Annotated in this window: 18 protein-coding genes and 1 pseudogene; 15 read left to right on the top strand and 4 right to left on the bottom strand. The window is 44.5% G+C overall.

Annotated elements, in window-relative coordinates; translation table 11 throughout:
• The first annotated feature begins 64 nt into the window (after positions 1-64).
• The 7 genes and pseudogenes from D7Y06_RS04075 to D7Y06_RS04050 all read left to right on the top strand — a co-directional run bounded on the left by D7Y06_RS04075 (position 65) and on the right by D7Y06_RS04050 (position 3,924).
• Complete coding sequence (locus tag D7Y06_RS04075; RefSeq protein WP_120406556.1) at positions 65-328, top strand: hypothetical protein; 264 nt, start codon at positions 65-67, stop codon at positions 326-328.
• Positions 329-333: 5 nt separating this feature from the next.
• Positions 334-872 (top strand): annotated as a pseudogene (locus D7Y06_RS28520) (family 4 glycosyl hydrolase); the annotation flags it as partial.
• A 39-nt stretch (positions 873-911) separates the two neighbouring features.
• Positions 912-1,694 (top strand): hypothetical protein, encoded by a 783-nt coding sequence (locus D7Y06_RS04070; protein ID WP_442970375.1) that lies wholly within the window; start codon positions 912-914, stop codon positions 1,692-1,694.
• Positions 1,695-1,706: 12 nt separating this feature from the next.
• On the top strand, positions 1,707-2,639 hold the full coding sequence (locus D7Y06_RS04065) for a BadF/BadG/BcrA/BcrD ATPase family protein (RefSeq protein ID WP_120406555.1): 933 nt from the start codon (positions 1,707-1,709) through the stop codon (positions 2,637-2,639).
• The gene (locus D7Y06_RS04060; protein WP_120406554.1) at positions 2,636-2,839 is read left to right on the top strand and encodes a hypothetical protein; all 204 of its coding nucleotides are present in this window, start codon (positions 2,636-2,638) and stop codon (positions 2,837-2,839) included. The genes D7Y06_RS04065 and D7Y06_RS04060 overlap by 4 nt, the downstream gene beginning before the upstream one ends.
• An 11-nt stretch (positions 2,840-2,850) precedes the next feature.
• The gene (locus tag D7Y06_RS04055; protein WP_120406553.1) at positions 2,851-3,210 is read left to right on the top strand and encodes an arsenate reductase family protein; all 360 of its coding nucleotides are present in this window, start codon (positions 2,851-2,853) and stop codon (positions 3,208-3,210) included.
• Positions 3,211-3,222: 12 nt separating this feature from the next.
• The gene (locus tag D7Y06_RS04050) at positions 3,223-3,924 is read left to right on the top strand and encodes a tRNA threonylcarbamoyladenosine dehydratase (protein ID WP_120406552.1); all 702 of its coding nucleotides are present in this window, start codon (positions 3,223-3,225) and stop codon (positions 3,922-3,924) included.
• An 8-nt stretch (positions 3,925-3,932) separates the two neighbouring features.
• Here the strand turns inward: D7Y06_RS04050 and D7Y06_RS27790 are convergent, their stop codons facing one another.
• From D7Y06_RS27790 to D7Y06_RS04035, 4 genes are read right to left on the bottom strand one after another with little or no spacing between them, the layout of a single operon-like run.
• Positions 3,933-4,193: a GNAT family N-acetyltransferase gene (locus D7Y06_RS27790; RefSeq protein WP_330566373.1), complete on the bottom strand. Its 261-nt coding sequence runs from the start codon at positions 4,191-4,193 to the stop codon at positions 3,933-3,935.
• An 11-nt stretch (positions 4,194-4,204) separates the two neighbouring features.
• A complete protein-coding gene (locus D7Y06_RS27785; protein ID WP_305793767.1) occupies positions 4,205-4,387 on the bottom strand; it encodes a hypothetical protein in 183 nt (60 codons plus the stop codon).
• Between the two features lie 13 nt (positions 4,388-4,400).
• Complete coding sequence (locus tag D7Y06_RS04040) at positions 4,401-5,054, bottom strand: DUF4230 domain-containing protein (protein ID WP_120406551.1); 654 nt, start codon at positions 5,052-5,054, stop codon at positions 4,401-4,403.
• A 12-nt stretch (positions 5,055-5,066) separates the two neighbouring features.
• On the bottom strand, positions 5,067-5,720 hold the full coding sequence (locus tag D7Y06_RS04035) for a DUF4230 domain-containing protein (RefSeq protein ID WP_120406550.1): 654 nt from the start codon (positions 5,718-5,720) through the stop codon (positions 5,067-5,069).
• Between the two features lie 164 nt (positions 5,721-5,884).
• Here D7Y06_RS04035 and D7Y06_RS04030 point away from each other — a divergent pair, with 164 nt between their 5' ends.
• From D7Y06_RS04030 to D7Y06_RS03995, 8 genes are all read left to right on the top strand, one after another.
• Positions 5,885-6,490, top strand: coding sequence for a TetR/AcrR family transcriptional regulator (locus tag D7Y06_RS04030; RefSeq protein WP_120406549.1), 606 nt, complete (start codon positions 5,885-5,887; stop codon positions 6,488-6,490).
• Complete coding sequence (locus D7Y06_RS04025; RefSeq protein ID WP_158591228.1) at positions 6,483-7,973, top strand: phytoene desaturase family protein; 1,491 nt, start codon at positions 6,483-6,485, stop codon at positions 7,971-7,973. The genes D7Y06_RS04030 and D7Y06_RS04025 overlap by 8 nt, the downstream gene beginning before the upstream one ends.
• A 76-nt stretch (positions 7,974-8,049) precedes the next feature.
• Positions 8,050-8,751: a response regulator transcription factor gene (locus tag D7Y06_RS04020; RefSeq protein ID WP_120406547.1), complete on the top strand. Its 702-nt coding sequence runs from the start codon at positions 8,050-8,052 to the stop codon at positions 8,749-8,751.
• Positions 8,748-10,376: a HAMP domain-containing sensor histidine kinase gene (locus D7Y06_RS04015; RefSeq protein ID WP_120406546.1), complete on the top strand. Its 1,629-nt coding sequence runs from the start codon at positions 8,748-8,750 to the stop codon at positions 10,374-10,376. Before D7Y06_RS04020 ends, D7Y06_RS04015 begins: the two co-directional genes overlap by 4 nt.
• Before the next feature lie 85 nt (positions 10,377-10,461).
• Entirely contained in the window at positions 10,462-11,346 is an 885-nt protein-coding gene (locus tag D7Y06_RS04010) for an ATP-binding cassette domain-containing protein (protein ID WP_243119062.1), read from the top strand.
• Positions 11,347-11,348: 2 nt separating this feature from the next.
• Positions 11,349-12,125: an ABC transporter permease gene (locus D7Y06_RS04005; protein WP_120406545.1), complete on the top strand. Its 777-nt coding sequence runs from the start codon at positions 11,349-11,351 to the stop codon at positions 12,123-12,125.
• Between the two features lie 65 nt (positions 12,126-12,190).
• Positions 12,191-13,870: a S8 family peptidase gene (locus tag D7Y06_RS04000; RefSeq protein ID WP_158591226.1), complete on the top strand. Its 1,680-nt coding sequence runs from the start codon at positions 12,191-12,193 to the stop codon at positions 13,868-13,870.
• 61 nt (positions 13,871-13,931) lie between these two features.
• A complete protein-coding gene (locus tag D7Y06_RS03995; protein ID WP_120406543.1) occupies positions 13,932-14,750 on the top strand; it encodes an N-acetylmuramoyl-L-alanine amidase in 819 nt (272 codons plus the stop codon).
• Positions 14,751-14,882: the final 132 nt, after the last annotated feature.

The raw sequence follows: 14,882 nt of genomic DNA, 5'->3' as shown, positions 1-14,882 counted from the left end.
ATAATATAAAATCCCAGGAATATTTTGTATGCTACATTTGACAATCCCATTTTAAAGCTTGTGGATGAAGGTTATCTATGACAGCAGAAAGGATATCCGCCTGGCTGCAACAGAATCCGCTTACCAGGGAAGCACGGCACAGCTTGGATATTTCAGGGAGGCCAAGGATAACCGGAAAGAGGTGGATGTGGTGGCAAATTTGCCCCGGGAAAAGATTCTCTGTGAGGTGAAATACCGGAATAACTGCCATATTCTGGCGGGGGATGCCATTGCGTTTCTCTACCTTTTGGGAAAGTCGGAGGCGGAGGGGAGAAGCGGTAAAATATAATAAAGATGAACAAAAAAGTTGCAATTTTTCCCAAAGATGGTATGCTAGTTAAAAGGAACAGAAAGGGGAAAATGGCAATGAAACTTGTGGTCATCGGAGGGGGAAGCAGTTATACACCGGAGTTAATTGAGGGAGTGATAAATCATCAAAAATCACTTCCCATAACAGAGGTGGTTTTGGCAGACATTGAAATGGGAAGGGAAAAACTTTTCATTAACACGGAGTTTACCAGGCGTATGATAAAAAAGGCAGGATTGTCCATAGAAGTGAAGGGGACTTTAGACAGAAAAGAAGCCCTTTTTGGGGCGGATTTTATCATTACCCAGATTCGGGTGGGAGGACTTGACGCAAGGGAGAGGGATGAGCGGATTCCTTTAAAATACGGAATGATTGGACAGGAATCGGCGGGTGTTTGAAAGCCCTCCGCACGATTCCTGTCATTCTTGATATCTGTAAAGACATAGAAAAATTGTGCCCGGAGGCATGGCTTATTAATTTTACCAATCCGTCGGGGATTATTACAGAGGCAGTTTTAAAGTACACAAATGTGAAATGTATCGGTCTTTGCAATTGCTCTATTAATATGCAGTATGATGCGGCAAACCGCCTGGGGGCAGATCCGGAGGACCTTGACTGCCGTTTTATCGGCCTGAACCATTTAAGCGTGATGAACCATGCCTATCTTTCGGGGGAAGACAGAATAAAAGATGTGCTTAATGTTTTTAACCGTGAGAGCGTGGTAAAAAATATAGAAAAAAATGAGGAGATGGACGAGATTGCAAAAGCCCTGGGATGTATGCTTTCCCCCTATCTTCAATATTTTTACCTAGAAAAAAAGATGTTTCATGAGGAGAGGCAGCAGGCTCTAGGGCTTTTAGGAACAAGGGCAAATCAGGTGAAAAAGGTGGAGCAGGAGCTGTTTTTAAAATATCAGGACGAAAATTTAAAAGAGAAACCAGAAGCCCTTTCCAAGCGGGGCGGCGCAAGATATTCCCAGGCGGCAATTAATCTTATTGACAGCATATATAATGACACAAAAGATGTGCAGGTTGTGGATGTGCAGAACCAGGGGCTTATTCCCCAGCTTTTGGAGGATGCTGTGATAGAGACCAACTGTGTCATTGGAAAAGATGGGGCGAAACCTTTAAGGGATACCCAGGTTCCAAGGGAAGTATTAGGGCTTATCTGCCAGGTAAAATCTTATGAAAATTTTACCATTGAAGCCGCTCTTTCCGGTGACAGAAACAAAGCGTTTCTGGCGTTTTTAAATCATCCTCTGGTACATGACGCCGTGGATGCAAAAGGGGCCCTTGAGGAAATGCTTGAGGCAAACAGGGAATATCTTCCGGCATTTTTCCCGGGGTAAAGGGGGGTTTTTATGTATGTGCTTGGTGTGGACGTAGGAGGGAGCAAGACGGCCTGTTTTGTGTCTGACGAAAAGGGAAATATTCTGGCAAAGGGATTTGGAGGGCCTGGAAACCATCAGGTCTGCGGGATTGATGCGGCTAAAAAATCTATGGAAACTGCTGTTTTGGAGGGGTTAGATGGGGCAGGGCTTTCAAAAAAAGATATTACAAACGCTTTGTTTGGCATTTCCGGGGCAGACGGTCCGGAGGATTTTCGGATTCTTAAACCTGCTGTAAAAGAGATTATGGGGGATGCTGTATTTCATATTGTAAACGATACCTGGCTTGGGCTTCGGGCAGGAACAAAAGACAATGTGGGCGTGGTTTCTATCTGCGGCACGGGAGCGGGACATGCAGGGAGAAACAGGGCCGGGCAGGAATTGGCCCTCCGCAATCTCTACTTTGAGACAGGAAATTTGGGAGGAGGGGGAGACTTGTACCGCAAGGCGCTGCACTTCGCTTTCCGCTCCCAGGAGGGAACCTGGGAGAAAACCAGGCTGGAGGAAGTGATGCCCTCCATTTTTGACGTATGCACTATGGATGAAGTATGTGAGATATTAAATCAGGGCAAAATCACAAAGGAGCAGAAGTACCGGATTCCCATTGCGGTGTTTTCCCTGGCAAAAGAGGGGGATGCTGTCTCCGGGAGCCTTATTTCCCAGATGGGATATGAGGAGGGGAAGTATGCCGCCGCCGTTTTAAAAAGGCTTCATATGTGTGAAGAGGCTGTGCCTGCAGTGTTAATCGGCAGTTTATTTCAGACGAAAGAGCCCCTTTTGGTGGATGCCTATCTTTCATCCCTCCGGGAAACAGCACCGGGGGCTTATGCGGTGATTCCTGACGTGCCCCCGGTTATGGGGGCGGTGGCGCTGGCGCTTGATTTTGTGAGAGGGCGTATGAAATGAATGACATAATACTTGAAATACAGGATATGCAGTATCTGGATTGGAATCTTCGCAAGATGTCTTCCGGTACACCGGGATGTTTTGCATCGATTATCTTATTGCAAACAGGGATAGACATGGAGCCTTACGATGAATATAAGCTGTTGCTGAAAAATCAGGGGAGAAGCTGTCAGGATGAACTTTATATAGAATCTTTCTAGGAGGAAAAAATATGAAACCAGTGATATTATGTTATGAGAAATGTACCACCTGTAAAAAAGCCTTAAAGTGGGTGGAAGAAATGGGGTATGATGTAGAGATACGTCCCATCAAAGAAAAAAATCCCACAGTGGAGGAGCTCAAGCAGTGGCATGAAAAAAGCGGGCTTCCCTTAAAGAAATTTTTTAACACCAGCGGGATTCTCTACAAAGAGATGAAGTTAAAGGACAGGATTCCTGAAATGAGTGAAGAGGAACAGTACCAGTTGTTGTCTACAGACGGGATGCTGGTGAAACGTCCTTTGCTGGTGGCAGAAAAGGGTGTGTTCCCGGGATTTCGCCAGGAACAGTGGGAAGACATTTTGGAAAAATAGGCAGGTGATTAGATGTTAAATCAATTTTCCAGAAGCCAGCTTTTGCTGGGAAAAGACAATATGAAAAAATTGTCTGATGCCAAAGTGGCAGTTTTTGGCATTGGGGGAGTGGGGGGCCATACGGCGGAAGCATTGGCCAGAACTGGAATAGGGTCATTTGTATTGATTGATGATGATAAAGTATGCCTTACCAATATAAACAGGCAGATTATCGCCACGAAAAAGACAGTGGGACAGTACAAGGTAAATGTGATGCGTGAACGTATCCTGGAAATCAACCCGGATGCCAAAGTGGAGGTCAGAAAATGCTTTTATCTGCCGGAAAATGCCCATGAATTTGATTTCAGGGAGTATTCCTATGTGGTGGACGCCGTGGATACGGTTACGGCGAAACTTCAGATAATTGTGCAGGCAAAGGAGTGTAATGTGCCTGTTATTAGCTGTATGGGGGCAGGAAATAAGTTAGATCCTACAAAGTTTCAAGTGGCGGATATCTATGAAACCTCTATATGTCCCTTGGCTAAAGTGATGCGCCGGGAATGCAGAAAGAGGGGGATTTCCAGGTTAAAAGTTGTGTATTCCACCGAACAGCCCATAAAACCCCAGAAAGATTCCCAGATAAAAGAAAGGCCCGTTCCCGGCAGCGTGGCTTTTGTGCCCTCTGTGGCCGGGCTGATTGCGGCGGGGGAGGTTGTGAAAGATTTAAGTAGTTAAGTGTAAGGTTACACTAACAGATTGGAGGATGTATATGTGTCAGCTGCATCAGAAATCACGTCTTTAAATCCAACCGCTTTATAGCAATAATAAGCGGTGAGATTATTTTCAAAGCCCCCCAGAGAAGCCCGTTTGGCGCCATATATTTCAAATACAAATTTTAGGCCCAAAGTAAGCATTGCCTTTCCGTAGCCTTTTCCCCGGCTGAGAGGATTTACAATAACAAATCCAAATCGTAATTCGTCAAGGGATTCATTGGGATTTCTCAGTGTAAAAAAGCCTAAATTTCTGATTCGTCAAATGCGGTGAAAGGCATCAGAGATTCAACAAAGCCAAATTCTCTATGTGTAATGGGATAATTCCCAAGTACTCCCGCTGTCCACTGATAAAAGGATTTTTCGTCTTTACACCAGGATAATATAGTATCAGCATCTGTGTCTTTATATGGCCTTACCCTAATCATCTTTTCCCCCTTTTTAAGAAGCGTTGTCCTCATAAACCCATGTAATCTGATAATCCGTTTCCCATATCTCACTCAACTGTTGAATATAATTTTCAATCAGGCTTTTGGCCCGCTCCTGTGCCCGCATGAGCATGGCATCGTCTTTTGAAAACTGCTGACTGATATCTTCCTGGGCCCATGCAACGGCCTGGGTCTGGTTTTCCGGTGTAATAGGGTTCTTGTTAATACCGTCATCTTCCGAAATATAACTGTCCGGGGAAAAGGTATAGTCAGATAGGCCTAAGAGTTGTGCTTTTGGAATGGTAATCACAATATCCTTATTCTGTATTTCCATGCTGACTTTTGCCATATTGATTCCCAGCTTGGCAACTCCGCTGTATTCAATCCAGAATTCCCTGTCCTTTTCCCCGATATGGGAAAGGCCCTGTCCCTTTTCCTTTGTGGAGATTGCCACATTGTGATAGTAACATTCCAGGGTGGCAAGCTCACAGATGGATCGGATTTGGGAAATGTCCGGGGAAGGCGCCTTAAGCTGTCTTTGTGATTCTTCCGTCTCAATGGGAATCTCTGTCTGGGTTTTGTCTTTTCCGCAGCCCCAAAAAGGTGTAAAAAGACCACAAAGGAGGGCGAGAACCAGTATTTTTGTTATCATTTGTTTCATTGACATATGTACCTCCGGTTATTCAACGGTAATGCTGTATGCACTGTCTATCTGTTTTACCCAGGGTTCCACCAGGCCCTGCACAACAGCCTGGGCATTTTTTTTCGCCTGTTCTTTTAAGTCTTTTTCCTGCAGGAGCCTTTCTTTTAAGTCCTTTTCGCATAATTCAAAAGCTTCCTGGTGTATGTCTTCCCGCTGGCTGTCCCTGTCTTTAAAAATATATTTCAGTGTGCCGGGGTCAACGGTCTGTTCCTGAAACTCAATGTGGGGAAGTTTAATGGTAATGTGTTTTTCTTCCTCATGGATACTTATATCAAGTTTGCCAAAATCGATGCCGGCCTTCACTTTTCCTTCGTAGGCCACATAGTATTTTACAGATGCGCCGTCCTCCCCGTAAGCCCTTGCCACGGCATTGTAAATATAATCCGCTGTGGATAATTCGTTGATTTCAAATACTTTTTCCAGGGAAGCTTTTGTTATGGTGGTAACTTTGCCCTCCTCCCCGGTGACAGCCTGGCTTAAGTTTTCTTTCAAGGAATCTTTTTTATGCAGGATGGTATTTTTTGCTGACCAGATGCCGAAGGCAATCAGGGCGGCACAGAGGACAAAGAGGAAAATGCGTCCTTTTCTGGGTTTTTCTGTTTTATCTGAATTGTTTTTATAAAATATCATGGCTCCTCCCCTGGTTCAGTTTTATTTATTATACCAATGAATCCTTTCTCCGGCAATGATAATATATTTCCTTCAGAAAATTTCGTTGAGTAAAACACTCTATCAAATTCTTTTGGGCTGTGTTACTCTTTAATAAGATTTAGGAACTGTTAAGGAGACAGAACATGACAAGGAAAGAACAAAAGGAAGCCAGGAGAATACAAATTTTAAAGGCTACATTGGATTTGTTTGTAAAACGGGGATATTACGGAACAAAAACCAGCCAGATATCCAGACAGGCCGGGATTAGCGAAGGACTGCTGTTCCACTATTTTCCCACCAAGGAAATTTTGCTGGAAGAGCTGGTAAATATCGGCCTTGAGGGAATGCGTATGCCAATGGAGATTAAGGCTGAGCATGGCCTGGATTTTTTTTATCAATTTACGAAAACGCTGTTTTTGCAGGTGGAGAAGAATCCTTTTATTGCAAAAATGTTTGTGTTTATGGGGCATATTTCCTGGGCTGAGGACATACCGGAGAAACTCCGTAAGCTGGCTGTTTCCGTGGACACCGTTTCTTACAGCCAAAAATGGGTAAAGGCAGGGCAGGAAGACGGGAGTATCCGAGAGGGGGATGTAATGTCACTGTCAAATATGTACTGGTGTTCCATACATGGAATCATGGAACAGTATGCCCTGCACCCTGAAATTCCCCTGCCAAAACCGGAGTGGGTGGCAGATATGCTGGGGAGTGATGAAAACATGTTTGATAAGGAGGAAGACAATGGGTGAAAACAAAAAGAAAATTGTGATTGTAGGAGGCGGCATCGCCGGTTTGTCAGCGGGAATTTATGGAAGGCTGGCAGGTTATGAGGTGGACATCTATGAAAAAAATCCTGTTGCCGGGGGAGAGTGCATGGGGTGGAACCGGAGGGGATGCCACATTGATAACTGCATTCACTGGCTTACCGGGACGAAACCGGGGACAGGTCTGCGCAGGGTATGGGAAACCGTGGGGGCATTAGAGGAATCTACAGAATTTGCGGACTGCGACATTTTTTATACCAGCATTGCAGGGGGGACACAGGTAACGCTGTGGAAGGATTTAGAGAAAACTCAGGCAGAACTTTTAAAGATATCCCCTGAGGACGAAATAGAAATAAAAAAATTTGTGCAGCATGTGAGATATGCTTTGAAATGCGAAATGCCGGTGGAAAAACCTATGGATGCTATGGGAATCAGGGATTATATCCGAATGGGGGCTTCTATGGCGGATATGCCAAAGGTGATGAAGGAATATGGCTCCATGGATTTAAAGGATTTGGCCGGGGGGTTCAAACATCCGGCATTGAAAGCCCTGTTTACAGATTATCTGCCAGAAGATTATGTTGCAAGTTCTTTCCTTGTGTCCTATGCCACCATTGTATCCGGTAACGGTGAAATCCCGAAAGGCGGCTCCCTTGCAATGGCAAACCGTATGGTAAAACGTTTTCGGAATCTGGGGGGAAAATTATACTGCAGTACCCCGGTTTCCCGGATTCTGATTGAAAAGGGAAAAGCAGTGGGAATTGAAAGGGCGGATAAAAAAACAGTATTGGCAGATTATGTAATTTCCGCCGTGGATACCATGGAAATGTTTGGCACACTAATTGGAAAAAAATATATGGACGGGAAATGGAAATCCTGTTACGCAGACAGTGAAAAATATCCCCTTTTCAGTGCTGTGCAGATGGCATTTGATGTAGAGGCAGGGGCATATGAGGGGAAAGGAACTATTTTTTTCCCATGTATTCCTTTTGAGGCGGGAGGAAAGAAGGTGGAGCGGATTTCTGTGAAAAGCTATGAATACGAACCGGGATTTGCCCCGGCGGGAAAAATGGTGCTTCAGGTAAATGTCCCCCAATTTGACAAGGAATACTTTTACTGGACGGGACTGGAAGGGAAGGAATATAAGAGGGCAAAGGAGGAGGTGGTAAAGGCGGTAGAGGAACGGCTTTTGGCGCAGTTTCCGGGACTGAAAGGCCATATGGAATTTCTGGATTGCTGGACGCCCGTTACTTATAAACGGTACTGTAATGCTTACCACGGAGCCTATATGGGCTTTATTACCAAAAAGGGAGTAAAGTCTTTTCGGGTCAAGGGAACCGTTAAAGGCGTAAAAAACCTGTATATTGCCAGTCAGTGGATAATGGCGCCAGGGGGCCTTCCGGTGGCGGTGGCGGCGGGAAAATTCGCCCTGTGGCGGATTGCCCGGAAAGATAAAAGAAACATTTAAGTCAAATTCATACCAAATTCATACCCCTGTGCTATAATCAAATCCATAGATTATTTTCAGGAAAGGAAAATACCTAATGGATGCAGGAAAATACAAAGTTTTATTTTTAGAGGATGAGCCCACCATCCGGGATGTGCTTACAGAGTACATGGTAATATCGGGATACGAAGTCACAGGGACAGACCGGGGAGATAAGGCCATGGAACTTCTTGACAAAAATGACTATCACATGGCAGTGCTGGATATTATGGTGCCGGGGGCGGACGGTTTCGAGGTGCTTAAATATATTCAGGAGAAGAAAAAAGATACGGCGGTGATTATGCTCACGGCTTTAGAGGATGAAAAGAGCCAGGTTACAGCATTTAACCTGTATGCGGACGATTATGTAATTAAGCCTGTCTCTCCCATTATTCTCTTAAAGCGCATGGAGACAATTTTAAGGCGTACCTTAAAATCCCAGGAAAAAGAGGAGGAAAATAAGGCGGGGCTGTATCTGAAAGAGGAGGCTTACTGCGCTTATTTCCAGGGAGAAAAACTTCCCCTTACCTTAAGTGAATATCTGCTATTGCAGACGCTTTTCCATTCCCCTGACAGGGTATTTACAAGGGAGCAGCTTATCTTAAGTATTTTTAATGAGGACTATATCGGCAACGATAGGATTATTGATGCCCATGTAAAAAATCTCAGGAAAAAACTTCCGGTATCCTGTATAAAAACCGTAATCGGAGTGGGATATCAGTTTGACAAAGAAGGTTTATCACAGGGGGGGATTCTATGAAACTTGGTCAGAAAAATTTATTTTACAGCATGGTGCTGGCCGGGGGAATGCTTATTTTTCTTGTGGGCTATTTTGTGTATATGCTGCCCTCTTTATATGTGGATCATACCATGGAGCAGAATTTAAAGGCGGTAAAAGAGCAGCACCGGGCCTTTCGGGAACAGGGGAGTTATGACAATGTGCAGTTAAAAAACCCCACGGCATGTTTTTCCTTAAAAATACCGGATAAGGGAAACAGCATAAATTTTACTACAAAAATGTTTTCTGCAGATATAACAATAAAAGATGAAAGGCTTTTAGAAATGTTTTCCCGGATTCGCAGTGTGATAAAAGATTTCGGTTCAGGGGAAATAGAGTTTGACAGGGAAAAACTGGAAAAAGAGTTTCAGGACAGTACCGGGGACTGGGAAAATATATTCCAGGAAATTTTTAAAGAAAACCTTTCCATGCCCTTTGAGGTGGAGGTTTCAGACACAAAAGACATTACAAACGAGTACCTGGGTGAATATGAGAAAGTGCACATGGTATCCGAGGATTTTATTGTGTTTGAGATGGGAGTGGAGGATAAAAATAACCGCTATGTAAATTATGTGGGGGCGGAGCGTGTTTCCGACGGGCTTCTCTTAACGGTCCTTCCGGTGGTTACACCGGATATGAATGAAATCAGGCCCGTTGTTTTCCAGAGCCTTCCTATGCTTTTTGCGGTAATTTTTCTTTTGGTTCTTCTGTTTTCCCAAATCTATTCCAAAGGCATTGTAACGCCTATTGAAGAACTTGTGTGGCACACCCAGGCCATGAAAAAAAGCCAGGGTTTTAAAGAGATACCCATGGAGGAAAAACTGGAGAAAAGAGAGGATGAAATAGGGATGCTCTCAGTGACCATAGAAGATTTATACCGGAAAGTCCGGGAGAGCTATGAGAGTTTGGAGGAGAAAAACCAGGTCCTTAAGGAGGAAAATAAAAGGCAGGAAGTTTTGCTTCGTGCTTCCTCCCACCAGTTAAAAACTCCTATTTCCGCAGCCCTTCTTTTGGTGGAGGGAATGAAAAACAATGTGGGCAAATACCAGGACAGGGAAGTGTATCTTCCAAAGGTAAAGGAGCAGCTATTATCCATGAAAAAAATGGTGGAGGACATTTTGTACCTAAACCACTGTGGGGCTTCCTTGGATTTTGTACAGACGGATGTGAGAAAACTTTTAGAAAATCAGCTTTTGGCACTTAAAATCCCGGTAAACCACAGGAAACTTGAAATGTCCCTGGAAGGCCTTCTCAGGCGGGAGATTTGTACCGACGAGACCATGTTTTCCCATATCCTGGGGAATCTTTTGTCAAACAGCATAAGTTACACCCCTGTGGGGGAAAAAGTTAAAATTGTCCTTAGTGAGGAAAAACTTACCATACAAAATTTCGGCGTAAGGATAGAGGAGGAACTCCTTCCCCATATTTTTGAACCTTTTGTCAGCGGAAACCATGAGAGGGAAGAAGGGGAAGAGGCCAGCCACGGACTGGGGCTTTACATCGGGGCCTATTATGCAAAGCAGTTAGGAATGAAAATTGACATGGAAAACCAGGGGGAGAGCGTGGTGACAAACCTTACCTTCCAGGAAAAAAAGAGTACTCCTTAACTTTCACTTCTTTTCTATTTCAGCTTCATATGAAATTCATAGGAAGATGTTATTCTTTTTTTAGAAAAAAATTAAGGAGGAACTTATGGGAAATTCACCATTGTTATCTATTGAAAACCTTACCGTGTCCTATGGAAAAGAAACCGCTCTTTCCATAGAGCGCCCCATCACCATAGAGGAGGGGGACCGTATTGGGATTATCGGCTCCAACGGGGCAGGAAAAACCACATTGATTAAAAGCATTTTAGGGCTTGTAAAATATCAGGGAAATATTTACACTTCCCTGACGCCGGAAATGATTGCCACCCACATGCAGTCCAATGAGTATACCGACGCCATGGCCGTTAGGCACATTATGGAGGCTGTTTTGGGGACGAAAATATCCAAAAACAAAAAACTAAAAGAGCTTATTTCTTATTTTGAATTTGAGGGCTGTCTGAAGAAAAAATACAAGCATCTTTCCGGGGGGCAGAAACAGAGATTTACCATAATTATGGTGATGATGCAGGATTTGCCTTTGACATTTTATGACGAAGTGACCTCCGGCCTGGATTTTGAGACAAGGCAGAAGCTGGTGGAAAAACTGGCTGCCTGGTATAAGGATAAGGATGTGAGCCTCTGCATGGTTTCCCACTATTATGAAGAGTTAGAGCAGCTTGCGGATAAGCTTTTAATTTTGGATAAGGGGAAGGTAGTAGACTTTGGAAGAAAAGAAGATCTGTTTCAAAAGTACTGCGGAAGGGCAGTGATTGTCTTAAATTATTCCAAAGAAAAGGAAGAACTGTTTCAAAACTACAAGAAACTGGCTGCCCCGCCCCATTTGATTGCCTTGTCCTGTGATACAGAGGAAATGGAGCGTAAAATTACGGAAACCCTGCTTAAAAATAATATGGATTATACCAGAAGCGCCAGGGATATTGAGATTATCTATACAAATGCAAAAGAGAGATTTTATGGGAAAGGGGCTTAAAAATGGGAGAGAAAAAGGGGAAATTAATTACAAAGTCTATGATACTCTATGAACTTAGAAATGTTACGGGAAATCCATTTGTGCATATTTTTGGCGTGGGAATGCCGGTACTTATGTCCATTCTCATCACCCATATGGTGACAATGGAAATGAGTGACGCCGCTATGGCAAAGACGGTTTCCACCAGTGTTTTTCTGGGCATAGGCGCCCTTATCCCCCTGGCTACAATTCTGATGGGATATTCGGTGATGCAGGCCCAGGATTTGGAAAAGGGGATACCGGAGCGCCTTAAGCTCTTTGGAATAAAAAACAGTGTAACAATTTGCAACCGGGCGGTTTCTGAATTAATTTTTATGCTTGCCGCTTTTCTGATTTATTTTATTGCAGGAAGCTGTTTTATCGGCTTAGAAGCCCCGGTAGTTTCCGGGTGGGTGCTCTACGCTTTTTGTATGGTTGTCTTTTCTGTGCTTTGCTTTATTATGGCCCATGGCCTTGCCTGCCTGTTAAAAAAATTCAGCGTCACATACTGCGGGGTAATGATTATTTATTTTGCTTTTATGATATTTGGCGGCATGATGGGAGTGGATTATGAAAACATGCCCGGGTGGATGCAGGGAGTGGCGAAACTTCTCCCGGTAACGTATTTTAACAGGGATTTTTATGAGATATGGACAGGTAAGGCATACGATTTTATGCCTATGGTCCAGTCCTTCCTGCTTTTCGGGGCAGTGGGGGGAATCCTTTTGTTTGCTGCTTTAAAGAGAGGGGAAAAAAATTAGGGAGAGGTGATTAGAACCAAAATTTTCCCATGGAATAAACTATAAAAAAGGCTGAGGAAATCAGATTGAATTGTCAGGATGCAGTGTATTCCAATGATTTTTACGATATACTTGTAAACAATGTGGATATTGTCCAGGATGCGGAGAGTATCTGCAGCCAGGGACTTGGCAGGGACTATAAGGTGTACTATGTAAACCGTGAGGAAGTCCCGCCCCTTTCCATTAACACGTATTATCACACCAGTATTCCAAAGCTCTACACTACTTTGGACCAGACTTCTTTGGAGGAGAGCGGAATTATAAGGGTTCAAAACCAGCGGAATCTGGAACTTAAGGGCCGGGGGATTTTAATTGGCTTTGTGGATACGGGAATATCCTACCAGAACAGCGGATTTAGAAATGAGGACGGAAGCAGCAGGATTATTGCAATTTGGGACCAGACCAGGCCATCGGAGCATCCGCCGAAAGATTTTATCTACGGAACGGAATATTTAAAATCGGATGTTGACTATGCCTTAAGTCAGCCAAACCCTCTGGATTTTGTGCCGGAGACAGATGAGAATGGCCACGGGACCATGCTGGCGTCCATTGCGGCAGGCAGCGAGGATTTGGAAAATGATTTTATCGGCGTTGCGCCTTTTTCGGAAATTGCCGTGGTAAAATTAAAGCCTGCAAAACAAAATCTCAGGGATTTCTATTATATCAAAGAAAGGGCAGTTGCTTTTCAGGAAAATGATATTCTTGCAGGGATTGAGTATTTAGGCCGCCTGGCGGATGAGAGGCAGCAGCCCCTTGTTATTTGTTTCGGCCTGGGGAATAACCAGGGGGATCACGGTGAGGCTGGGAGGCTGGCAAGTGTTTTAGACGCCATGGCAGTGAAACGCCGTAATGCCGTATGTATTGCGGTGGGAAATGAGGCAAACGCCAGACACCACTATTACGGGTCGTTAAGTCCCAGTACTTCCGATATTGTAGAGATGAATGTGACAGAAAATATGCGGGGGTTTCATATGGAGCTTTGGGCCAATGCCCCGGAGATTTTTTCCCTCTCTTTAATCTCCCCCACCGGGGAGGTGCTTCCGAGAGTCCCGGTGTTCTCCAACCAGCAGCAGAGACACACGTTTTTGCTGGAAAACACTACGGTTATCATAAATTACCAGGCGGGAGGGCTTAGAAGCAGAAATCAGCTCATCCATATAGAGTTCCAGAATCCTGCGGAGGGTATCTGGAAATTTGAGGTTTTTCCCAGTGTGGTTTACAGCGGAAATTTTCATATGTACCTTCCCATGACGGATTTTTTGGAGGAGGAAGTGTTTTTCCTGCACTCCAACCCGGATACCACCTTAACGATTCCCTCCGGCGCAGCTCTTCCAATGACTGTGGCAGGATACAACGCATATACAGGGGGAGCTTACCTTGATTCCGGCAGGGGATATTCTCTGGAGGGAACCATAAATCCAGATTTTGCCGCCCCGGCGGTGAATGTATTTGCCCAAGACAACAGGGGAAATTACGGGACAATAACGGGAACCAGTGCAGCTGCGGCCATAGCAGCGGGGGCTTCGGCCCTTCTTTTGGAGTGGAATATCGGGTACATCAATAACCCCATTGTAAATTCCCTGGAGATAAAAAATCAGTTGATTAACGGAACTATGCAGATGCCAAACCAGCTCTACCCCAACCGTATGGAAGGATACGGTCGCCTGAATCTTTACCAGACACTCCTTCGCATGAGAAATGTGTAATTTTTTCACCTTTTCTTAGCCCATGCATAAAATAAGGGGAAGAATAATTTAGGAGTATTCCATGGCATTAATCGTAATAGATGCCGGACACGGCGGTTTTGACAACGGAGCAATGTACCAGGGAAGAAAAGAAAAAGACGATAACCTGCGTCTTGCCCTGGCAGTGGGGGATATGCTGAAACAGAGGGGTTATGATGTGATTTTTACCAGAACAGGGGATGAGTACCAGTCCCCCTATGAGAAAGCCCAGATTGCCAATGAAGCCGGGGCGGATTATTTTATCTCTTTTCACAGGAACTCCGGGGAAAATGACAATACTTACAATGGTGTGCAGACACTGGTTTTCGACAAAAGTTCCCCGGCAATGCCCCTGGCAGAGTCTATCCAGAGAGAGCTTGTAAACAGAGGCTTTGCAGACCTTGGCATCGAGGAGAGAACAGGGCTTGTGGTGCTTCGCAGGACAGAGATGCCCGCAGTGCTCATTGAGGCAGGATTTATCAACCACGATAAGGATAACCGTATTTTTGACGAAGATTTTTACGGGGTGGCAAATGCCATTGCCGACGGAATCGAAAATGCCGTTCCCCTGGGAAACACAACCCAGGAAATCCCCCCGGAAATGCAGCGGCAAAAAGAGGAGGAGCCTGCCTCCTACGGAGTGGAAGTGGGCAGGTCTTTCTATGAAACTTCTGCAAATTATCTGGCAGACCAGCTCTTGTCCCAGGGATTTACCAGCTACGTCTATGAGGAGGACGGTATGCTCCATGTGATTGTGGGCAGGGTGGAGTCATTAGAGGATGCGGTAAAGCTCCAGGAAAAGCTCAGGCGCTTTGACTATCCCACAATGATTGTTTCCTCCCGGATGGAGCGGGCTATGTGAGAAATATTTAGTCCCGGATGTTTTTCGTCCGGGGCTACTATTATATTTTTTATGTTTTTGAAAAAAGTTCTTTACAAATCTATAGAACCCTGCTATTATAATTTCATCTTTTATCTTTTCATTTATCAGTGT

Origin of the sequence: Roseburia sp. 1XD42-69 (assembly GCF_003612565.1) — a bacterium.
GTDB lineage: Bacteria > Bacillota > Clostridia > Lachnospirales > Lachnospiraceae > Roseburia_B.
Note: the sequence above shows the minus strand (reverse complement) of the source record. Positions and strands in the feature narration are given on the sequence as shown.